This window comes from Paraburkholderia franconis (genome assembly GCF_009362735.1).
Taxonomy (GTDB): domain Bacteria; phylum Pseudomonadota; class Gammaproteobacteria; order Burkholderiales; family Burkholderiaceae; genus Paraburkholderia; species Paraburkholderia franconis.
Window position 1 is genome coordinate 185,881 of record NZ_WHNP01000003.1, and the last position, 18,167, is coordinate 204,047.

14 protein-coding genes are annotated in these 18,167 nt (G+C 64.9%); 9 read left to right on the forward strand and 5 right to left on the reverse strand.

What is annotated here, in order from left to right:
- Positions 1–168 precede the first annotated feature (168 nt).
- The 3 genes from GCT13_RS04295 to dacB form a co-directional block, all read right to left on the reverse strand.
- Entirely contained in the window at positions 169–1,371 is a 1,203-nt protein-coding gene (locus GCT13_RS04295) for an SGNH/GDSL hydrolase family protein (RefSeq protein WP_152755511.1), read from the reverse strand.
- Between the two features lie 135 nt (positions 1,372–1,506).
- Positions 1,507–2,427, reverse strand: coding sequence for a sterol desaturase family protein (locus GCT13_RS04300; RefSeq protein ID WP_152755512.1), 921 nt, complete (start codon positions 2,425–2,427; stop codon positions 1,507–1,509).
- Between the two features lie 214 nt (positions 2,428–2,641).
- Entirely contained in the window at positions 2,642–4,267 is a 1,626-nt protein-coding gene (gene dacB / locus GCT13_RS04305; RefSeq protein WP_152755513.1) for a D-alanyl-D-alanine carboxypeptidase/D-alanyl-D-alanine endopeptidase, read from the reverse strand.
- Positions 4,268–4,659: 392 nt separating this feature from the next.
- Here dacB and GCT13_RS04310 point away from each other — a divergent pair, with 392 nt between their 5' ends.
- The 6 genes from GCT13_RS04310 to GCT13_RS04340 all read left to right on the forward strand — a co-directional run bounded on the left by GCT13_RS04310 (position 4,660) and on the right by GCT13_RS04340 (position 10,646).
- Entirely contained in the window at positions 4,660–5,322 is a 663-nt protein-coding gene (locus tag GCT13_RS04310; protein WP_152755514.1) for a response regulator, read from the forward strand.
- Positions 5,323–5,326: 4 nt separating this feature from the next.
- The gene (locus GCT13_RS04315; RefSeq protein WP_152755515.1) at positions 5,327–6,628 is read left to right on the forward strand and encodes an ATP-binding protein; all 1,302 of its coding nucleotides are present in this window, start codon (positions 5,327–5,329) and stop codon (positions 6,626–6,628) included.
- 114 nt (positions 6,629–6,742) lie between these two features.
- On the forward strand, positions 6,743–8,251 hold the full coding sequence (locus GCT13_RS04320; RefSeq protein WP_152755516.1) for a DegQ family serine endoprotease: 1,509 nt from the start codon (positions 6,743–6,745) through the stop codon (positions 8,249–8,251).
- Between the two features lie 250 nt (positions 8,252–8,501).
- Positions 8,502–8,999: a carboxypeptidase regulatory-like domain-containing protein gene (locus GCT13_RS04325; protein WP_152755517.1), complete on the forward strand. Its 498-nt coding sequence runs from the start codon at positions 8,502–8,504 to the stop codon at positions 8,997–8,999.
- A 402-nt stretch (positions 9,000–9,401) separates the two neighbouring features.
- Positions 9,402–9,866 carry a DUF427 domain-containing protein gene (locus GCT13_RS04335; RefSeq protein ID WP_152755518.1) on the forward strand — a complete coding sequence of 155 codons (465 nt, stop codon included), beginning with the start codon at positions 9,402–9,404 and terminating at the stop codon, positions 9,864–9,866.
- A 33-nt stretch (positions 9,867–9,899) separates the two neighbouring features.
- Positions 9,900–10,646: a CoxG family protein gene (locus tag GCT13_RS04340; protein WP_090865552.1), complete on the forward strand. Its 747-nt coding sequence runs from the start codon at positions 9,900–9,902 to the stop codon at positions 10,644–10,646.
- Between the two features lie 51 nt (positions 10,647–10,697).
- On the opposite strand, the gene GCT13_RS04345 is transcribed toward GCT13_RS04340, so the two are convergent.
- A complete protein-coding gene (locus GCT13_RS04345; protein ID WP_407670746.1) occupies positions 10,698–11,642 on the reverse strand; it encodes a helix-turn-helix domain-containing protein in 945 nt (314 codons plus the stop codon).
- Positions 11,643–11,898: 256 nt separating this feature from the next.
- Here GCT13_RS04345 and GCT13_RS04350 point away from each other — a divergent pair, with 256 nt between their 5' ends.
- Positions 11,899–12,528 carry a cysteine hydrolase family protein gene (locus GCT13_RS04350; RefSeq protein ID WP_152755519.1) on the forward strand — a complete coding sequence of 210 codons (630 nt, stop codon included), beginning with the start codon at positions 11,899–11,901 and terminating at the stop codon, positions 12,526–12,528.
- A 109-nt stretch (positions 12,529–12,637) separates the two neighbouring features.
- On the opposite strand, the gene GCT13_RS04355 is transcribed toward GCT13_RS04350, so the two are convergent.
- Positions 12,638–13,273, reverse strand: a complete 636-nt coding sequence (locus GCT13_RS04355; protein WP_152755520.1) for a TetR family transcriptional regulator — start codon at positions 13,271–13,273, stop codon at positions 12,638–12,640.
- 428 nt (positions 13,274–13,701) lie between these two features.
- On the opposite strand from GCT13_RS04355, the gene GCT13_RS04360 reads away from it, so the two are divergent.
- The gene (locus GCT13_RS04360) at positions 13,702–14,952 is read left to right on the forward strand and encodes an efflux RND transporter periplasmic adaptor subunit (RefSeq protein WP_152755521.1); all 1,251 of its coding nucleotides are present in this window, start codon (positions 13,702–13,704) and stop codon (positions 14,950–14,952) included.
- 18 nt (positions 14,953–14,970) lie between these two features.
- On the forward strand, positions 14,971–18,165 hold the full coding sequence (locus GCT13_RS04365; RefSeq protein WP_152755522.1) for an efflux RND transporter permease subunit: 3,195 nt from the start codon (positions 14,971–14,973) through the stop codon (positions 18,163–18,165).
- Positions 18,166–18,167 lie beyond the last annotated feature (2 nt).

An 18,167-nucleotide genomic window follows, 5' to 3' on the forward strand; every position in this document is an offset into this window, starting at 1 on the left:
ACGCTTCGTTTCCGACGCTTTGCGCGCAATGTCCGGAGCGAACGCGCAAACAAAATCAACGCGCAAAAACAAAAAGCCCGACTCGCAAAGAGCCGGGCTTTTTTCGTATCGAACTAAACGGGAGGAGGTCAGCGCGAGGCGTGCTCCCGCCAGGCGTCGGATGTCCGCTTACTTGCCCAGACCCGTCGCGGCGATCTGTTGTTCGACAAACGTGGCGAACGCAGCATACGCGTGCGTCGTCGGATGGAGCGTGTCCGCGAAGACGTACGACTGGTCCGCGCCCGCGACGGTCAGCGTCTGCGGCGAGCAGAACAGCGACGAGCCGAATTGCTGGCCGTACTGCTGCGCCGTCATGCCGCCGACCAGTACCGATGGGTTCGCCGTCGCATAAGCCGTTGCGTTCTGTTCCATCTGCGTGATGTTGCAGGCCGTGCCTGTCGCGTTGGTGAATCCTTGCGACTGGTAGCTGCCGAGCAACTGATGCAGCCAGGTGAACGAACTGACCTTGATCACCTTCGTGTCGATCCCGGCCGTCGTCAGGCCATTTGCAACCAGCGCGTTGTATGCGGACACGATGCCCGTGATCAGCGCCGGCAGTTGCGGCGCGTTGTTCGCTGCGGCTTCGCCCGTCGCAAGCGGCGTCAGGCCGATGTCCGGCACATCGATCACGACGACGTGCGTCGCACCGTTCGACAGCGTGGTGCCGACGAGGCCCACGAAGCTCGCGATCGCCGTCTGAAGCTGCGTTCCAACCGCCGTCGCGATGATCAGTTGCTGTTGCTGTACGGTGGTGGCCGTCGCGAGCTGGGTCTGGAGGTTGGTCATGAACTGCGTGTTCTGCAGCAGCTGCAAGATGTCGTTTGCGCCGCCGTTGATCAGCACGAGCTGATTCGAGTTGAAGCTGCCGTGATCCGTCAGGTACTGCTTGACCTGCGACGTGACGGGCACGGTCGTGGCCGCCATGTTGTTGGGTGCGAAACCGATGCCGACCGGGTTCGCCACATCGGAGCCCCCTTGCGCGTAACCGAAGCCGCCGTTGGCCTTCAGCGGCACGCCGAAGCCGCCGACGTAGGCGGGCGTCAACGTATCGCCGTAATACTCGGCGACCTTTTGCGTCCACACTTCACCGGGGTTCGTCGTGAAGCGCCCGCCGCCGAAGTTTGCGGCGATCACGGGCGTGTACGTACCGGCGTCCGACAGACTGTCCCCGAACGACACCACCTGCAGCTTGACCCCGCCCGCCGGCGTGCTGCTCGCGTTGTTATTGTTGTTGTCACTGCCGCCGCACGCGACGAGCGTCGCGAATGCTGCGCACGCGACCGCGATCCGTGCCAGGCGCACGATGCCGGCGTTGTTCGATGCTTGCTTCATAAGGTCTTTATCTCCTCGTATGTATTTGGCCTCGAGCGATCCGTCTCTTGAGCCATCTGATGCAGGCAGTGACCACGTCGTGTGGACGCGGCGACGCTTTGCAAAAACTTTCCCTTGTTATTCGATTCGCGGCGGCTAGACGGCCGCGTTGTTGTTCCGCTGCGTGTGTGCGGCCGATTCAAAAGCGTTCTTTGCGTCGCGAAGACTCGCGTGATACTGCGCGGCCCACGCAGGCGGCGCGAACAGCGCGTTCAACCGGTTGCGCCAGCCGCTCACGCGCACGACATCGCGCGCCATCGACGCCCATTCATGAAACGTCGCCTTCAACGGGTTATAGGTGTGCAGCGGCTCGACGATACCGTACACGGGCGCCTCATTCGCGTCTTCGTCGACGTAGCTGCCGAACAGACGGTCCCAGGTCACGAGGACGCCCGCGTAGTTGCGATCGATGTAGCGATCGTTGCGCGCGTGATGGACGCGATGGATCGACGGCGTATTGAGCACGTATTCGAGCCAGCCGAGCTTGACGATGGCCTGCGTATGCACGAAGAACTGAAACGCCAGATTGATCAGCACGATGCCGACGATCTGCTGCGGCGGAAAGCCGAGCAACGCGAGCGGAATCCAGAAGGCCCACATGCCCGCGACGGGATACATGAGGCTCTGCCGGAACGCCGTCGAGAAGTTCATCCGTTCCGACGAGTGATGCACGACATGCGCGGCCCATAGCCAGCGCACGCGATGACTGCAGCGATGGAACACGTAGTAGAGCAGGTCCTGCGCGACGAACAGCACGGCGAACGACAACCAGCCCGCGCGCCAGTCGAAGAGACGGTAATGCTCGTAGCACCACGCGTACACGGGAATGACCAACAGCCAGGCGAGCTTGTCGGCGCCTTGGTGCATCAGCGCGAGCGCCGTGTTGCACAGCGTGTCGCGCCAGCTGTAGATGCGCGCTTCGGGATGCGTGCGCCGCACGTGCCACGCTTCCCAGCCGATGCAGGCGAGAAAGACCGGCGCCATGGCGAGCAGGAGCAATTCGGCATCGAATTGCATTGACGTCTCCCTCCGAGGGTCCCTGCGGCCTCCTTCAGGAGGCCGGCATTGTCTTTATTGTTTGAATGCGGCGTCGTTCGAACGAGCGGCGCGCATCGTGTGCGGCTTGCTCGATGATGCCTGCTTGTGCCTGTTTGCCGACGCCATTTTCATACTGCCCGACAGCGTACAACGCCTCGCGACGCGTCGCGCAGCGCTTCGCTAGAAGGAATCCTCAGTGCGCGCCGCGCCGCTGAGGGTTTGTCCTGGTCTTGCGGTGCGGCGCTGCGCTGCGTTCGGCAGGGGCCGGCGCGGCCGTCTCCGCCAGCATCGCCGAAGGCCCCTGGTACACCCATTCGAGCAGTTCGTCATGCACGGCGCGCGCCGCTTCCGCATGCGGATCGTTGATCAGGCTGACGACCACGTAGCTCTCACCATCGGCGGATGCAACGTAGCCCGCGATCGCGCGCACGTCGCGCAGCGTGCCCGTCTTGATGTGCGCATTGCCGTTGACGGGCTTCGACGTCAGACGGTTGCGCATCGTGCCGTCCACGCCGACCACGGGCAGCGAATCGACGAATACCTGAGCGACGGGACTCGCGTTCGCGCTTTGCAGCAGATCGGCAAGCGCGAGCGCCGTGACGTGCTCGTTGCGCGACAGGCCCGAGCCGTTGTCGAGCGACAGGTATTCCATCGGCATCGCGCTGCGATGCAGGAACGATTCGATGGCCGCCGCCGACTTCGCGGGCGTCGCGGGCGGCTTGCTCGTGACCGCGCCGATCGTCAGGAACAGATTGCGCGCCATCGTGTTGTTGCTGAACTTGTTGATGTCGTGAACGATGTCCGACAGCACCGGGCCCTGGTGCGTCGCGACGAGCTTCGCATCGATAGGCACGGCGCCTTCGCGCGTCGTGCCATTGAACGTGCCGCCCGTCTGCTGCCACAGTGCGAGGAAGCCGCCCGCGAAGAACGTCGTGTGATCGAGCACGGCCACGTTGACGGTGCGCTCGCCACAGCGCAAAGGATAGTCGCCGACGAACGACGCATTGACGACGCCATTCGAAGCAGGCGTGACGGCCGGCGTCACGAGTTCGCCGCGGCATGGACCGCGCGTCGCGTGCAGTTCGTTGTCGATCTGCAATTGCGCGAGCGCGGGCAGCACGTCGATCTGCACCCTGCCGTCGTCGTTCGGCGACATCGTGAACGACAGCGACTTGAACGCATACAGCAGCGGATCGGGGCCGACGTTGTACGGTGCGTTCACGTCGTCGTCGAAGGCGGGCAGGTCGCGCGTCGACGGATCGAAGAAGCGCTTGTCGAGCACGAGCGCGCCGTCGATGCCCATGATGCCCGCCTTGTGGATCTTCTGGACGAGATCGATCAGCTCTTCGGGCACGAGCTTCGGATCGCCCGTGCCCTGGATGTACAGATTGCCGTGCAGCACACCGTTGCCGTCGACGTCGCCTTGCGCATAGGCCGTAGTTTTCCAGCGGTAGTCCGGGCCGAGCATCGACAGGCCCGCGTAGGTCGTGACGAGCTTCATCGTCGACGCGGGCATCATCGGCAGGCCGGCGTTCAGCGCGAGGACGGGCGTGCGGTCGCCGACCTTCTCGACGACGACGCTGATCGCCGACAGCGGCACATGCGCGCGCTGCAAGCTCGCCATGACGGGCGCGGGCAATACCGTGCTGACGTTGACCGAAGGGTGCTGCGCTTTCTTGCGCGCTTGCGCGGGCGCGGCGACGGCGAGCGCGGAACAGGCGAACAGCACGACGGCGGCGCGCGAGACCGTCAACGATCTGAAGCGGCGCCCGAGCGAACGGGCATACGACGAAGCGGGCGAAACGAAGGCGAGCGGCATGTAGAAGGAATTCGGCGAATGATCAGCAGCGCACGTCGGGTGTCGAGGCGCACCGGCGGCGGATGACGCGAAAGCAGCGCGGCAAGCACCATGACAGGCAGCCTGGAACGAACGGCCTGGAAAGGCAAATGCAAGCACCGGCAAGGCGAAAGAGACCGCACGCGCGATGCAAAAGCGCTCATTGTAGAGAGTTGCCGTGACGCCGAGAACAAAATGATGAGGCGCGCGCAGTGCGGCGTTTAGCGCGCGCGACGCCGTGTCCGGCGGCGCATCGAGAGGACATGCGGCGTGCATGCATCGGGTATGCGCGCAGCGCTCGGGCGCTAGAATGCTGGCATCGGAAAACCATCCCGGAATGCAACGGCCGGAACAGCCGGAACGGATACAAAGCGATGCGCATACTTCTCGTTGAAGACGACCGGATGATCGCCGAAGGCGTCCGCAAGGCGCTGCGCGGCGAAGGCTTCGCGGTCGACTGGGTGCAGGACGGCGAGTCCGCGTTGAGCGCGGCAGCGGGCGAGCCCTACGATCTCGTGCTGCTCGACCTCGGCTTGCCCAAGCGCGACGGCCTCGACGTGTTGCGCACGCTGCGTTCGCGCGGCCATCAGCTGCCCGTGCTGATCGTCACTGCGCGCGATGCCGTCGCGGACCGTGTGAAGGGACTCGACGCGGGCGCCGACGACTACCTTGTCAAGCCGTTCGATCTCGACGAACTCGGCGCACGGATGCGCGCGCTGATCCGCCGCCAGTCGGGACGCAGCGAATCGACGATCCGCCACGGCAATCTGACGCTCGATCCCGCGTCGCATCAGGTGACGCTCGATGGCGCGCCCGTCGCGCTGTCCGCGCGCGAGTTCGCGCTGCTGGCGGCGTTGCTCGCGCGGCCGGGCGCCGTGCTGTCGAAGAGCCAGCTCGAAGAGAAGATGTACGGCTGGGGCGAAGAGATCGGCAGCAATACCGTCGAGGTCTATATCCACGCGCTGCGCAAGAAGCTCGGCGCGGAACTGATACGCAACGTGCGCGGTCTCGGCTACATGATCGCGAAGGAAGCCTGACACGATGCGTTCGATTCGCCGTCAATTGCTGTTCTGGCTGCTCGCTATCGTGTTGCTCGGCGTCGGCATTGCAGGCTGGCTGATCTACCGTCAGGCGCTCGCCGAAGCCAACGAACTGTTCGATTACCAGTTGCAGGAAATCGCCGCCGCGCTGCCGGCCGAGCCGTTTTCGCAAGTGCTCAGCTCGCGCGATACCGGCGACGAAGGCATCGTGCTGCAAATCTGGAATCGCAACGGCGTGCTCATGTATTACTCGCATCCGCGCGCGCCGCTCGCGCCGCGCGCCGAGCTCGGCTTTTCGACGGAGCGCACCGATCGCGGCGACTGGCGCGTGTATGGCGCAATCGTCGGCGATAACGTCGTGCAGCTCGCGCAGCCGGTGTCGGTGCGCAACCGGCTCGCGGCGAACGTCGCGCTGCGCACGCTGTGGCCGCTGATCGTTCTGCTGCCGCTGTTAGGCGTGGCCGTGTGGGGCGTCGTCGGACGCGGGCTCGCGCCTTTGCGGCGCGTCACGGGCGCGCTCGATGCGCGCCACCCGGAAGCGCTCGACCCGCTGCCGGACTCTCGTCTGCCGCTCGAAGTGCAGCCGCTCGTGCGCGCATTGAACGGCCTGCTCGAACGACTGGCGGGCGCGCTGGATACACAAAAGGCCTTCGTCGCCGATGCCGCGCACGAGTTGCGCACGCCGCTCGCCGCCGTGCAGATTCAGGCGCAACTGGTGGCGCGCGCGCACGACGAAACGGAGCGCCGCGAAGCGCTCGACGATCTGCAGGCGGGCGTCACGCGCGCGACGCGTCTTGCCGAGCAACTGCTCGCGCTCGCGCGCTCCGAGCCGGACGGACACGCGGCAACGGCCGCCGTCGATCTCGACGCGCTGGTTCACGAATGCGTGACGGCCTATCTGCCGCTCGCGCAGGAGCGCCGCGTCGATCTCGGCATCGAGGCGAGCGAGCCGGCCACCGTCCCCGGCGATACCGAAGCGCTGCGCGTGATGCTCAACAACCTGATCGACAACTCAACCAAATACACGCCGTGCGGCGGGCGCGTCGATGTGTGCCTGCGCGTCGAAAACGGCAGGCCCGTCGTGCAGATCGCCGATAGCGGTCCCGGCATTCCGCGCGACGAGCGGGAGCGCGTGTTCGACCGTTTCTATCGCGTCGGCGCGGGCGTGAATCGCGCGCGCACGGATGTGTCGGGCAGCGGTCTCGGGCTCGCGATCGTGCGGCGCATCGCGCTTCAGCATCACGCGACCGTCACGCTCGACGATGCGCCCGCCGGTGGTTTGCAAGTCACCATTCGCTTTTGAATTTGCCGCACGCGCGGGGCTTTCATCCCGTTAGCGTTGTTTAAGATTGATTTAAGCGACGCCACGTACTCTTTGAGACATCAGAGTCCAATCTCTCCCAGTCAGGAGTACGCGATGAAAGCAAGAATGCTGACCCGTAGCGCCGTTGCAGCGGCCGTCGTTATCGCCTTGTCGGCGGGCTACGTGGCGGGCCACCGCGACGTGCCCGCTCCGCAGGTGATCTCGCCCGCGCAGGCCGCCGCGATGATGCCCGCCGAGGCCGCGGCCAAAACGGGCATTCCCGATTTTTCGGGCCTCGTCGAAACGTATGGTCCCGCCGTCGTCAACATCAGCGCGAAGCACGTCGTGAAGCAGGCGTCGATGCGCGGCAATGGCAACGGCCAGTTGCCCATCGATCCGAGCGACCCGTTCTATCAGTTCTACCGCCACTTTTTCGGCCAGATGCCAGGCATGCAAGGCCCGAATGGCGGCGGCGACGACGGCGGCGATCAGCCGAGCGCGAGCCTCGGTTCCGGCTTTATCGTCAGCGGCGACGGGTACATCCTGACGAATGCGCACGTCGTCGACGGCGCGAACGTCGTCACCGTGAAGCTCACCGACAAGCGCGAGTTCAAGGCGAAGGTGGTCGGCTCGGACAAGCAGTCGGATGTCGCTGTCCTGAAGATCGACGCGAAGGGTCTGCCGACCGTGAAGATCGGCGATCCGCGCGCAAGCAAGGTCGGCCAGTGGGTCGTCGCGATCGGTTCGCCGTATGGCTTCGACAACACGGTGACGTCGGGCATCATCAGCGCGAAGTCGCGCTCGCTGCCGAACGAGAACTACACGCCGTTCATCCAGACCGACGTGCCCGTGAATCCCGGTAACTCGGGCGGGCCGCTCTTCAATCTGCAAGGCGAAGTGATCGGCATCAACTCGATGATCTATTCGCAGACGGGCGGCTTCCAGGGCCTTTCGTTCGCTATCCCGATCAACGAGGCGATCAAGGTCAAGGACGATCTCGTGAAGACGGGTCATGTGAGCCGGGGACGTCTCGGCGTCGCCGTGCAGAGCATGAATCAGACGCTCGCCGATTCGTTCGGGATGAAGAAGCCGCAAGGCGCGCTCGTCAGCTCGGTCGATCCGGGCGGTCCTGCCGCGAAGGCGGGCTTGCAGCCGGGCGACGTGATCCTGTCGGTGAACGGCACGGACGTGACCGATTCGTCGGATCTGCCGTCGCAGATCGCAGGCCTCAAGCCTGGCACGCAAGCCGATGTCCAGGTGTGGCGCGACAAGTCGACGAAGGACGTGAAGGTGACGATCGGCTCGCTGTCGGATGCGAAGGTCGCGTCGAACGACGAAAACGGCCCCGCGCAGATGCAAGGGCGCCTGGGCGTCGCCGTGCGTCCGCTGACGCCGCAGGAGAAGAGCAGCGCGTCTGTATCGCACGGTCTGCTGGTGCAGGATGCGGGCGGCGCGGCGGCCAGCGCGGGCATCCAGCCGGGCGACGTGATTCTGGCCGTCAACGGACGCCCCGTGTCGAACGTCGATCAGCTGAAGCAGGCGGTGACTGCGGCGGGCAACAGCCTCGCGCTGCTGATCCAGCGCGACAACGCGCAGATCTTCGTGCCCGTCGATCTCGGCTGATGGTCGACTGACGATCGGCTGTGACCGGTAAAAGCTGCCGCTCCTGGAAAAAGGGCGGCAGCTTTTTTCATGGGCGCGCGCATCGCGTGCCCGCCGTACGGGGTCCGATTACGGCGCTGCAAGGAGTGGCGGGAATGGCGGGAATGGCGGGAATGGCGGGAATGGCGGGAATGGCGAACGAGCTGGCATGCAGATTGCGTCGGTACTCTCGCCGGGACTGTTTTGGGATCGCCCAAAAAGGAGCCACGCAATGATTCATCGTCGTATCGTCGCACGCGCCATGACGGCTGCGGCCGCGACAGTTCTCACGCTCGGTTTCGCAGGCGGCGCCTTTGCGCAGCAGGCGAGCGAAACCACGGGCGGCAGCACCACGGATAACACGAGCGCGGGCAACGTCAACGGCGGCGGCCTGCCGCAGGTGCAGCAGCAGGGCGACGTGTCGTACACATCGGGCGGTGTCGGTCTCGACGAATCGAAGGCGCTGCTTGCGGCGCAAAGCCAGTGGCCGTTGTCGCTGCGCTTCACGGGCCCCGGCTCCGACTACCTCGCGGACGTCAAGGTGAAGATCGTCGATGCGCATAGCGCCGACGTGCTCGAGGCGACTTCGCGCGGACCGTACATGCTGGTCCGGCTGCGTCCCGGCCGCTATACCGTGCACGCTTCGTACAAGGACCGTGACCAGTCGAAGGCCGTCACGGTGCCGGCGAGCGGCACGGCCAAGACGGGGTTCTACTTCGCCACGCAGTAAGCGGGCTGAAATCTCCCGCGAAGCTCGTCGGGAACGACGGCGGGCGGGCTGCGAGGCTTTGCAATGCGCGGCCCGACGCATGCCGGAAGGCTTGCCAGAGCCCTCGCCGAACGCCCCTTCCGCGCGCGGCGTGGGCGCGGCGCAACACGTATGCGTCTGCAATCGGTAGAGACCCCATCCCGCCTACGAAGGTCGCGCAATCCCGCTGCGTTTGGTCAATAATGAAGCCACGAACACGCTCGTGGCTTCGTCGAATCGAAGTTCGCCATATGAAGCCGGCGCTGCGTGGCCGAGGGAGACGCGCCCCACAGAATCACAACGAGGCGGCGCGTGCCGGGCTGACCCTACAGCCGGGCGGCCAGTCGGACAGGACAAGTACGTGCCATCAGCGGAGCGGACGACATGAACGATGCCCCAGCTAGCGGAAGCGCCGACGGTGCGGACGGCGCCGATGCCGCACGAGGCGGCCGCCCCGGTGATGCATCCGGTGGTGCGCCAGCGCACGGCGGGCATGGGCAGGCACCCCATACGATCCGTATTACGACCAACCGGCATCGGGTGCGCGTGATCCATCAGGGCGTGACGTTCGCCGATACGTTCGGCGCGCTCACGCTGAGCGAAACCGGCTATCCCGACGTGTTTTATTTTCCCCGCGCCGACGTGAACATGGCGCGGCTCGAACGATCGACTCATACGTCGCGCTGCCCGTTCAAGGGCGAAGCGGCGTACTTTCATCTTCGTACCGAAGACGAGGTCATCGAGAACGCAGTCTGGAGTTATGAAAACCCGTTAGAAGAGGTCAGGCAGATCGCGGGTTATCTGGCGTTTTACGCATCGCGCGTCGACCGCATCGATCAGACGTCCTGATCCCGCAGTCGCGCGTATTTCGGGGAGGCTGCCATGGAATTGAACGACGCGTTGAGAGTGCCGCTCGCGCCGTCCGAAGTCTGGGACGCGCTGCAGGATCTCGCGTTGTTGCGCGCGAGTCTCGACAACTGCGAGTCGCTGCGCCGGCTCCAGGGCGGCGAATATCTGCTGACGATGACCGTGCCGCTCGGACCGTTGCGCGCGCATTACCAGATTCGCGCGCATGTCGCGAGCGAGGACGGCCCGGATAGCGACAAGCCGCATCGCACGCTGAATTTCAAGGCGCGGGCGGAGGGCGTCGGTTCGCTGCGCGGGCAGATCGACGTATCGCTGCGCACCGACGATGCGCTTCATTTGCCGGGTCGCGGCCCGAGCACGCGCATCGACTATTCGGTGTGGGCGACCGCGACCGGGCCGCTTTCGGAACTGCCCGCACGCCAGATCGAAAATGCGCTGCACGAACTCGCCGACGATTTTTTCACCGAGTTCTGCGCGGTCGTTCAGGCGAAGCACGGCAAGGGGCCGAATCGCGCGACGGCCACGCAGGGGCGCCGCCAGCATGTGTTTCTGCGGCCGATCAGCCTGAGCGGCGTCGCACGCCGCGCGCGGCTGCACGACCAGCAGCACGGCGGCACGCTGACGGGCCGCGCCGCGCATTCGCTGCTGCACGGCCTGCATCACGAGCATGATCCGCATGTGTTGCCCAACTGGGCATGGGCCGCGATGATTTTCTTCGTCGCGCTGCTGCTCTACATCGCGCGGTACTTCACTCAAGGCTGACGGCCTTCGTAGCTGTCGGCCCGGCCAATCGCGGGCCGGGTCCGCCGCGCGTCACACGCCGCGAAACTCTCGCCGCCATGCGGACGGCGATGTCCTGAACGCGTCGGCGAAATGCTGACGCAGCGAAGCCGTCGAACCGAATCCCGCCATCCCCGCAATCGATTCGATCGACTCGTCGGTGCTCTCGAGCAGTTGCTGCGCGCGGGCGAGCCGTTGCGCCAGCAGCCACGCGCCGACGGTCGTGCCCGTCGCGGCCTTGAAGTGACGCGTGAACGTGCGGCGGCTCATCACCGCGCGGCCGGCGAGCGAATCCAGCGTATGCGGCGCGTCGAGCGTGCCGTTCACCCAGTCGAGCAGCGCGGCGAGACGATTGCCGCGCATGTCGTGCGGCACCGGCTGTTGCACGTATTGCGCCTGTCCGCCCTGACGATGCGGCGGCACGACGAGGCGCCGCGCGACATAGTTCGCGCTTTGCGCGCCGCACAGCTTGCGCACGACATGCAGGCAGCAGTCGAGCCCCGCCGCCGTGCCCGCCGACGTGAGGACATCGCCGTCGTCGACATACAGGACTTGCGGATCGACTTTCACCTTTGGGAAGCGGCGCGCGAAGTCGCCGGCCCACGCCCAGTGCGTCGTCGCGGGACGTCCGTCGAGCACGCCCGCGGCGGCGAGCACGAACGCGCCGAGGCACAGGCCGACCAGTTGCGCGCCGCGCGCGTGAGCGGCGCGCAATGCGTCGAGCAGCGCTTCCGGCGGATCTTCGTGCGGATCGCGCCACGTGGGCACGATGATGGTGTCGGCATCGGCGAGCGCTTCGAGACCATGCGTCGCGGCGATCGAGAAACCGGCTGTCGTCGACAGTGGGCCAGGCTCGATCGAGCAGACGCGAAAATCGAACACGGGCACGCCGCCGTCGCTGCGATCCTCGCCGAACACGACGCAAGGCACGGACAGATGAAACGGGCTGATGCCGTCAAAGGCGATCGCCGCGATCACATGCGTGCGCGGCTTTTTCGCAGTGGCGTTGCGAGTGGCGGTCTTGACGCGTCGAGGCACTCGGACGGTAGCGTGGGGAACAATGGAACGGGAAGCGTGGCGGGCGATTCGCGGCCTCCGGAGCGGAAATGCGAATGGCCCAATCCTAGCGAAAATTGTCATTCGGGTCACTGTCGCGCGGCGGCCGGAAAGCGAAGAATGCGGGCATCGCGGCTGCAACCGCCAGCCGCTCAACGCCACATCGAGGAGACCTGCCATGCCGATGCCCCGTCGCGCCCTGATCGTCATCGACGTCCAGAACGAATACGTCACGGGCGACCTGCCGATCGAATACCCCGACGTGCAGACGTCGCTCGCGAACATCGGCCGCGCAATCGACGCGGCGCGCGCCGCGCGCATTCCCGTTGTCGTCGTTCAGAACCTGACGCCGCCCGGCGCGCCGATCTTCGAGCGCGGCAGCGACGGCGCGGCGCTGCATCCCGTGGTGGCGTCGCGGGAGCGTGATCACTTCATCGAGAAAGCGCTGCCGAGCGCGTTCACGAATACGGACCTCGCGGACTGGTTGACCGCGCATGACATCGACACGTTGACGGTGGTCGGCTACATGACGCACAACTGCGACGCATCGACGATCAATCACGCGTTGCACATGGGACTGGCCGTCGAGTTTCTGCACGACGCAACGGGCTCGGTGCCGTACGAGAACAGCGCGGGCTTTGCGAGTGCCGAGGAGATTCATCGCGTGTTCAGCGTCGTGTTGCAGTCTCGCTTCGCGGCGGTGGCGAGCACGCAGCAGTGGATTGCGGCCGTGGAGTCGGGCGGCCAGCTCGAGCGCGGTTCGATCTATGCGTCGAATCAGAAGGCGCGCGCGAGGACGGCGGTCTGAACGAAGTCGCAGTGAGCATGAGCCGGCAGCGCGTGAGCCGGCTTTTTTCGCGGCCGATCAGGGGCGGTTCCAGCCGCCTGCACGAATAGCCTGTTGACAGCGCCTGTCTTCAGGCGCCCAGCCGCAACGCCGGACTGCGCAGCCCGTCGATCATGCTTTCGACCATCTGCCGCGCGTAATGCCCGAAGTCCAGCGCTTCGGGCACGAACAGCATGTCGCGCAGCGAGCCGCTGATGAACGCATGCACCATCGACGCGGCGACGGGCACGTTCATGTCCGCGGGCAGCTGTCCTTTGGAGATCGCGTTGCGCATCGCCACCTGCATGTTGGCGAGACCCTCGCGCATGTTGTTCTGATAGCGCGCCATCACCGGGCCCATTTCCTCGACGAACTCGCACTTGTGAAACAGGATTTCGAACACGCGGCGGCGGTGCGGGTCGTTGGCCGTGTCGCGCAGACACACGGTGCAGATGTCGATCAGGCGGCCGAGCGGATCGGCCTCGTTCGGGTCCACCGAGGCCGCCTTCAGTTCGACGAGCGGCAGCAGCACGCGGTCGAACATTTCCGTGAAGAGTTCGCCCTTGTTGGCGAAGTGCCAGTAGATCGCCCCGCGCGTGACACCGGCCGTTTGCGCGATGTCGGCCAGCGAAGTGCGCGACACGCCTTTCTCAAAAAAGACCTTTTCTGCGGCATCGAGGATGCGGTTGCGCGTCTCCTGCGCTTCTTCCTTGGTTCGACGGACCATTCGTGTGACCTGCGGTAATTACGGGGTTTCCCTGACGTTTTTAAACGCGCCTGATAAAGATCATTTCACATGCCGGTTATTGCATGGTCGATCTTTCGGGAGAACGCCTTCTTTCGGGCTGAACACTCTTTTACGTGCATTCATGAATGTATATATAATAGCACCCCATCGATCGGATAGCTCATGTTGGAGTGAACGGTTAATATCCGTCACTGTTGCCTTTTACAGGTGCCTTGCGCTGTCTCAATTATTGGGCGGCGTGGTGCTGCATTTCCCGGCTTCGCGCATTTCGCAATGGGTGCACCGGCAGGAAACGCATTCGTGAGCGTCCGGTCATGGCGTCGTCGTCGAGACGCCGATGTGCGCAGCCTTCTCCGGAGAGAGATGCACGCACTTTTTCCTTCTCAGTCTTTGACAGAGGTCGCTCCATGCGCGTCGAACGGGTTTCATTCCGCTTACTCACTGCCGCGACGGCTGCCGTAATGCTGGCAGCGTGCGGGCAAAAACAATCAGCACCTCCGCCACAAACTCCTGAAGTCGGTGTCGTCACGGTTCAGCCGCAGTCCGTGCCCGTCGTCACCGAGCTGCCGGGCCGCACCAGCGCATTCCTCGTCGCGCAGGTGCGCGCGCGGGTCGACGGCATCGTGCTGCGCCGCGAATTCACGGAAGGCACGCAGGTCAAGGCCGGCCAGCGTCTCTACAAGATCGATCCGGCGCCGTTCATCGCGTCGCTGAACAACGCGAAGGCGTCGCTCGCGAAGGCACAGGCGAATCTCGCGTCGACGACCGCGCAGGCGAACCGCTACAAGGTGCTCGTCGCGGCGAACGCCGTGTCGAAGCAGGACTACGACAACGCCGTGGCCGCCGAAGGCCAGGCCGCCGCCGACGTCGCGGCAGGCAAGGCCGCCGTCGACACCGCGCAGATCAACCTCGGCTATACGGACGTCGTTTCGCCAGTGACGGGTCAGGTCGGCATCTCGCAGGTGACGCCGGGCGCGTACGTGCAGGCAAGCCAGGCGACGCTGATGTCGACGGTTCAGCAACTGGACCCCGTCTACGTCGACGTCACGCAGTCGAGCCTCGCGGGCCTCAAGCTGCGCCGCGAAATCCAGCAGGGCCGTCTGAAGACCAGCGGTCCGAACGCCGCCAAGGTCGAACTGATTCTCGAAGACGGCCGTGTGTATTCGGAGAAGGGCAAGCTGCAGTTCACCGACGTGACCGTCGATCAGACCACCGGTTCCGTGACGATCCGCGCGATCTTCCCGAACAAGGATCACGTGCTGCTGCCGGGCATGTTCGTGCGCGCGCGTATCGAAGAGGGCATGAACGACAACGCGCTGCTTGTCCCGCAAGTGGGCGTCACGCACGACCAGAAGGGCCAGCCGACGGCGCTCGTGCTCGACAAGGACGACAAGGTCCAGTTGCGCGTGCTGCAGACGTCGGCGACGTATGGCCAGTACTGGGTGGTCGACGGTGGCCTGAATGCGGGCGACCGCGTGATCGTGCAAGGCACCGACAAGGTCCGTCCGGGCGCGCAGGCGAAGGGCGTGCCGGCGCAACTGCCGCCCGCACCTGCCGCGTCGGACGCCGCAGCCGCGGGCCCGCAGAGCTCGCCGGCCGCAGGCGGCGCGCAGCCAGCCAGTGGCGCGGCCGCGGCCTCCGCGGCATCGGGCGCGTAATCAAAGGGAGCCTGCTTCATGGCAAAGTTTTTTATCGATCGCCCGATCTTTGCATGGGTGATCGCCATCATTCTGATGCTGGCGGGTCTGGCGTCGATCTTCACGCTGCCGGTCGCGCAATACCCGACGATTGCGCCGCCTGCCGTGCAGGTCAGCGCGACGTATCCGGGCGCATCGGCAAAAACGGTTGAAAACACCGTCACGCAGGTGATCGAGCAGCAGATGAGCGGCCTCGACCACCTTCTGTACCTGTCGTCGACTTCGGACGATTCGGGTACGGCGACCATCACGCTGACGTTCGCGCCCGGCACGAACCCGGACATCGCGCAGGTGCAGGTGCAGAACAAGCTGCAGCTCGCGACGCCGCTCCTGCCGCAAGTCGTGCAGCAGCTCGGCACGAAGGTGACGAAGTCGAGCAGCAGCTTCCTGCTGGTGCTGGCGTTCGTGTCGACGGACGGCAGCATGAGCAAGTACGACCTCGCGAACTACGTCGCGTCGAACGTGCAGGACCCGGTGAGCCGTATCGACGGCGTGGGTACTGTCACGCTGTTCGGCTCGCAGTACGCGATGCGGATCTGGCTCGACGCGCACAAGCTGACCAACTACGGGCTCACGCCCGTGGATGTCGAAACCGCGCTGCAGGCGCAGAACGTCCAGGTGGCGGGCGGCTCGCTCGGCGGCACGCCGTCGATTCCGGGCCAGCTGTTGCAGGCGACGATCACGGAAGCGACGCTGCTGAACACGCCCGAGCAGTTCGGCAACGTACTGCTGAAGGTGAACCAGGACGGCTCGCAGGTCCGCATCAAGGACGTCGCGCGCATCGAACTGGGCGGCGAAAACTACAACTTCGACACCAAATACAACGGCCAGCCGACGGCGGGCTTCGGTATCCAGCTGGCGACGGGCGCGAACGCGCTGGCGACGGCGAAAGCCGTGCGCGACAAGATCGACCAGCTGTCGAAGTACTTCCCGCACGGTCTCGTCGTGAAGTACCCGTACGACACGACGCCGTTCGTGCGCCTGTCGATCGAGGAAGTGGTCAAGACGCTGCTCGAGGGCATCGTGCTGGTGTTCCTCGTGATGTACCTGTTCCTGCAGAACCTGCGCGCGACGCTGATCCCGACGATCGCGGTGCCTGTCGTTCTGCTGGGTACGTTCGCGATCATGAGCGCGGTGGGCTTCTCGATCAACGTGCTGTCGATGTTCGGTCTCGTGCTCGCAATCGGTCTGCTGGTGGACGATGCGATCGTGGTCGTGGAGAACGTCGAGCGGGTGATGTCGGAGGAAGGCCTGTCGCCGCGCGACGCAACCCGCAAGGCGATGGGCCAGATCACGGGCGCGCTGGTCGGCGTGGCGCTCGTGCTGTCCGCCGTGTTCGTGCCCGTCGCGTTCTCGGGCGGCTCGGTCGGCGCGATCTACCGGCAGTTCTCGCTGACCATCGTCGCGGCGATGGTGCTGTCCGTGCTGGTCGCGCTCATTCTCACGCCTGCGCTGTGCGCGACGATCCTCAAGCCGATTCCGCAGGGCCATCACGAAGAGAAGAAGGGCTTCTTCGGCTGGTTCAACCGCACCTTCGACAAGAGCCGCGACAAGTACCACACGGGCGTTCACCACGTGATCAAGCGCTCGGGCCGCTGGCTCATCATCTATCTGGTGGTGATCGTCGCGGTGGGTCTGCTGTTCGTGCGTCTGCCGAAGTCGTTCCTGCCGGACGAAGACCAGGGCACGATGTTCGTGCTGGTGCAGACGCCGTCGGGCTCGACGCAGGAAACCACGGCGCGCGCGCTGAAGGACATCTCCGACTATCTGCTGAACGACGAGAAGTCGATCGTCGAATCGACGTTCACGGTGAACGGCTTCAGCTTCGCGGGCCGTGGCCAGAACTCCGGCCTCGTGTTCGTGCGGATGAAGGATTATTCGGAGCGTCAACACGCGGATCAGAAGGTGCAGGCGCTGGTCGGCCGGATGTTCATGCACTTCTCGACGTACAAGAACGCGACCGTGTACCCGGTGAATCCGCCGTCGATTCCCGAACTCGGCACGGCGTCGGGCTTCGACTTCGAACTGCAGGATCGCGCGGGTCTCGGTCACGAAAAGCTGATGGCGGCGCGCAACCAGCTGCTCGGCATGGCCTCGAAGGACCCGACACTCGCGCAGGTGCGTCCGAACGGCCTGAACGATACGCCGCAGTTCAAGGTGTCGATCGATCATGAGAAGGCGGCGGCGCTGGGCGTAAGTCTTTCGACGATCGACCAGACGTTCTCGATCGCATGGGCATCGCAGTTCGTCAACAACTTCCTAGATACGGACAGCCGGATCAAGAAGGTGTATCTGCAAGCCGACGCGCCGTTCCGCATGACGCCGGAGAACCTGAACGACTGGTACGTGCGCAACACGGCGGGTGGCATAGTGCCGTTCACGGCGTTCGCAAGCGGCCAGTGGGCCTACGGTTCGCCGAAGCTCGAGCGCTATAACGGTATTTCGGCGGTGGAAATCCAGGGCCAGGCGTCGCCGGGCAAGTCGACGGGCCAGGCAATGACGGCGATGGAAGCGCTGGCGGCGAAGCTGCCGTCGGGTATCGGCTACGAGTGGACGGGTCTGTCGTTCCAGGAACGTCAGTCCGGCTCGCAGGCGCCGATCCTGTACGGCATCTCGATCCTCGTCGTGTTCCTGTGTCTCGCGGCGCTGTATGAAAGCTGGTCGATTCCGTTCTCGGTGATCATGGTCGTGCCGCTCGGCGTGCTGGGCGCGCTGCTGGCTGCAACGCTGCGCGGACTGGAGAACGACGTGTTCTTCCAGGTCGGTCTGCTGACGACGGTGGGCCTGTCCGCGAAAAACGCGATTCTGATCGTGGAATTCGCACGCGAACTACAGCAGGGCGAAGGCATGGGCCCAATCGAAGCGGCGCTCGAAGCGGCGCGTCTGCGGCTGCGTCCGATTCTGATGACGTCGCTCGCGTTCATTCTCGGCGTGCTGCCGCTTGCGATCAGTAATGGCGCGGGCTCGGCGAGCCAGCACGCGATCGGTACGGGCGTGATAGGCGGGATGCTGACGGCGACCTTCCTCGCGATTTTCATGATCCCGATGTTCTTCGTCGTGATTCGCGCGAAGTTCACCGGCGAGAAGGAAGACCCCGACGAAGCGCTGAAACACTACAACGAGCACCATCCGCATGACCCGCAGGGTGGCAGCGGCCCGGGCAACGCCAGCTGAGG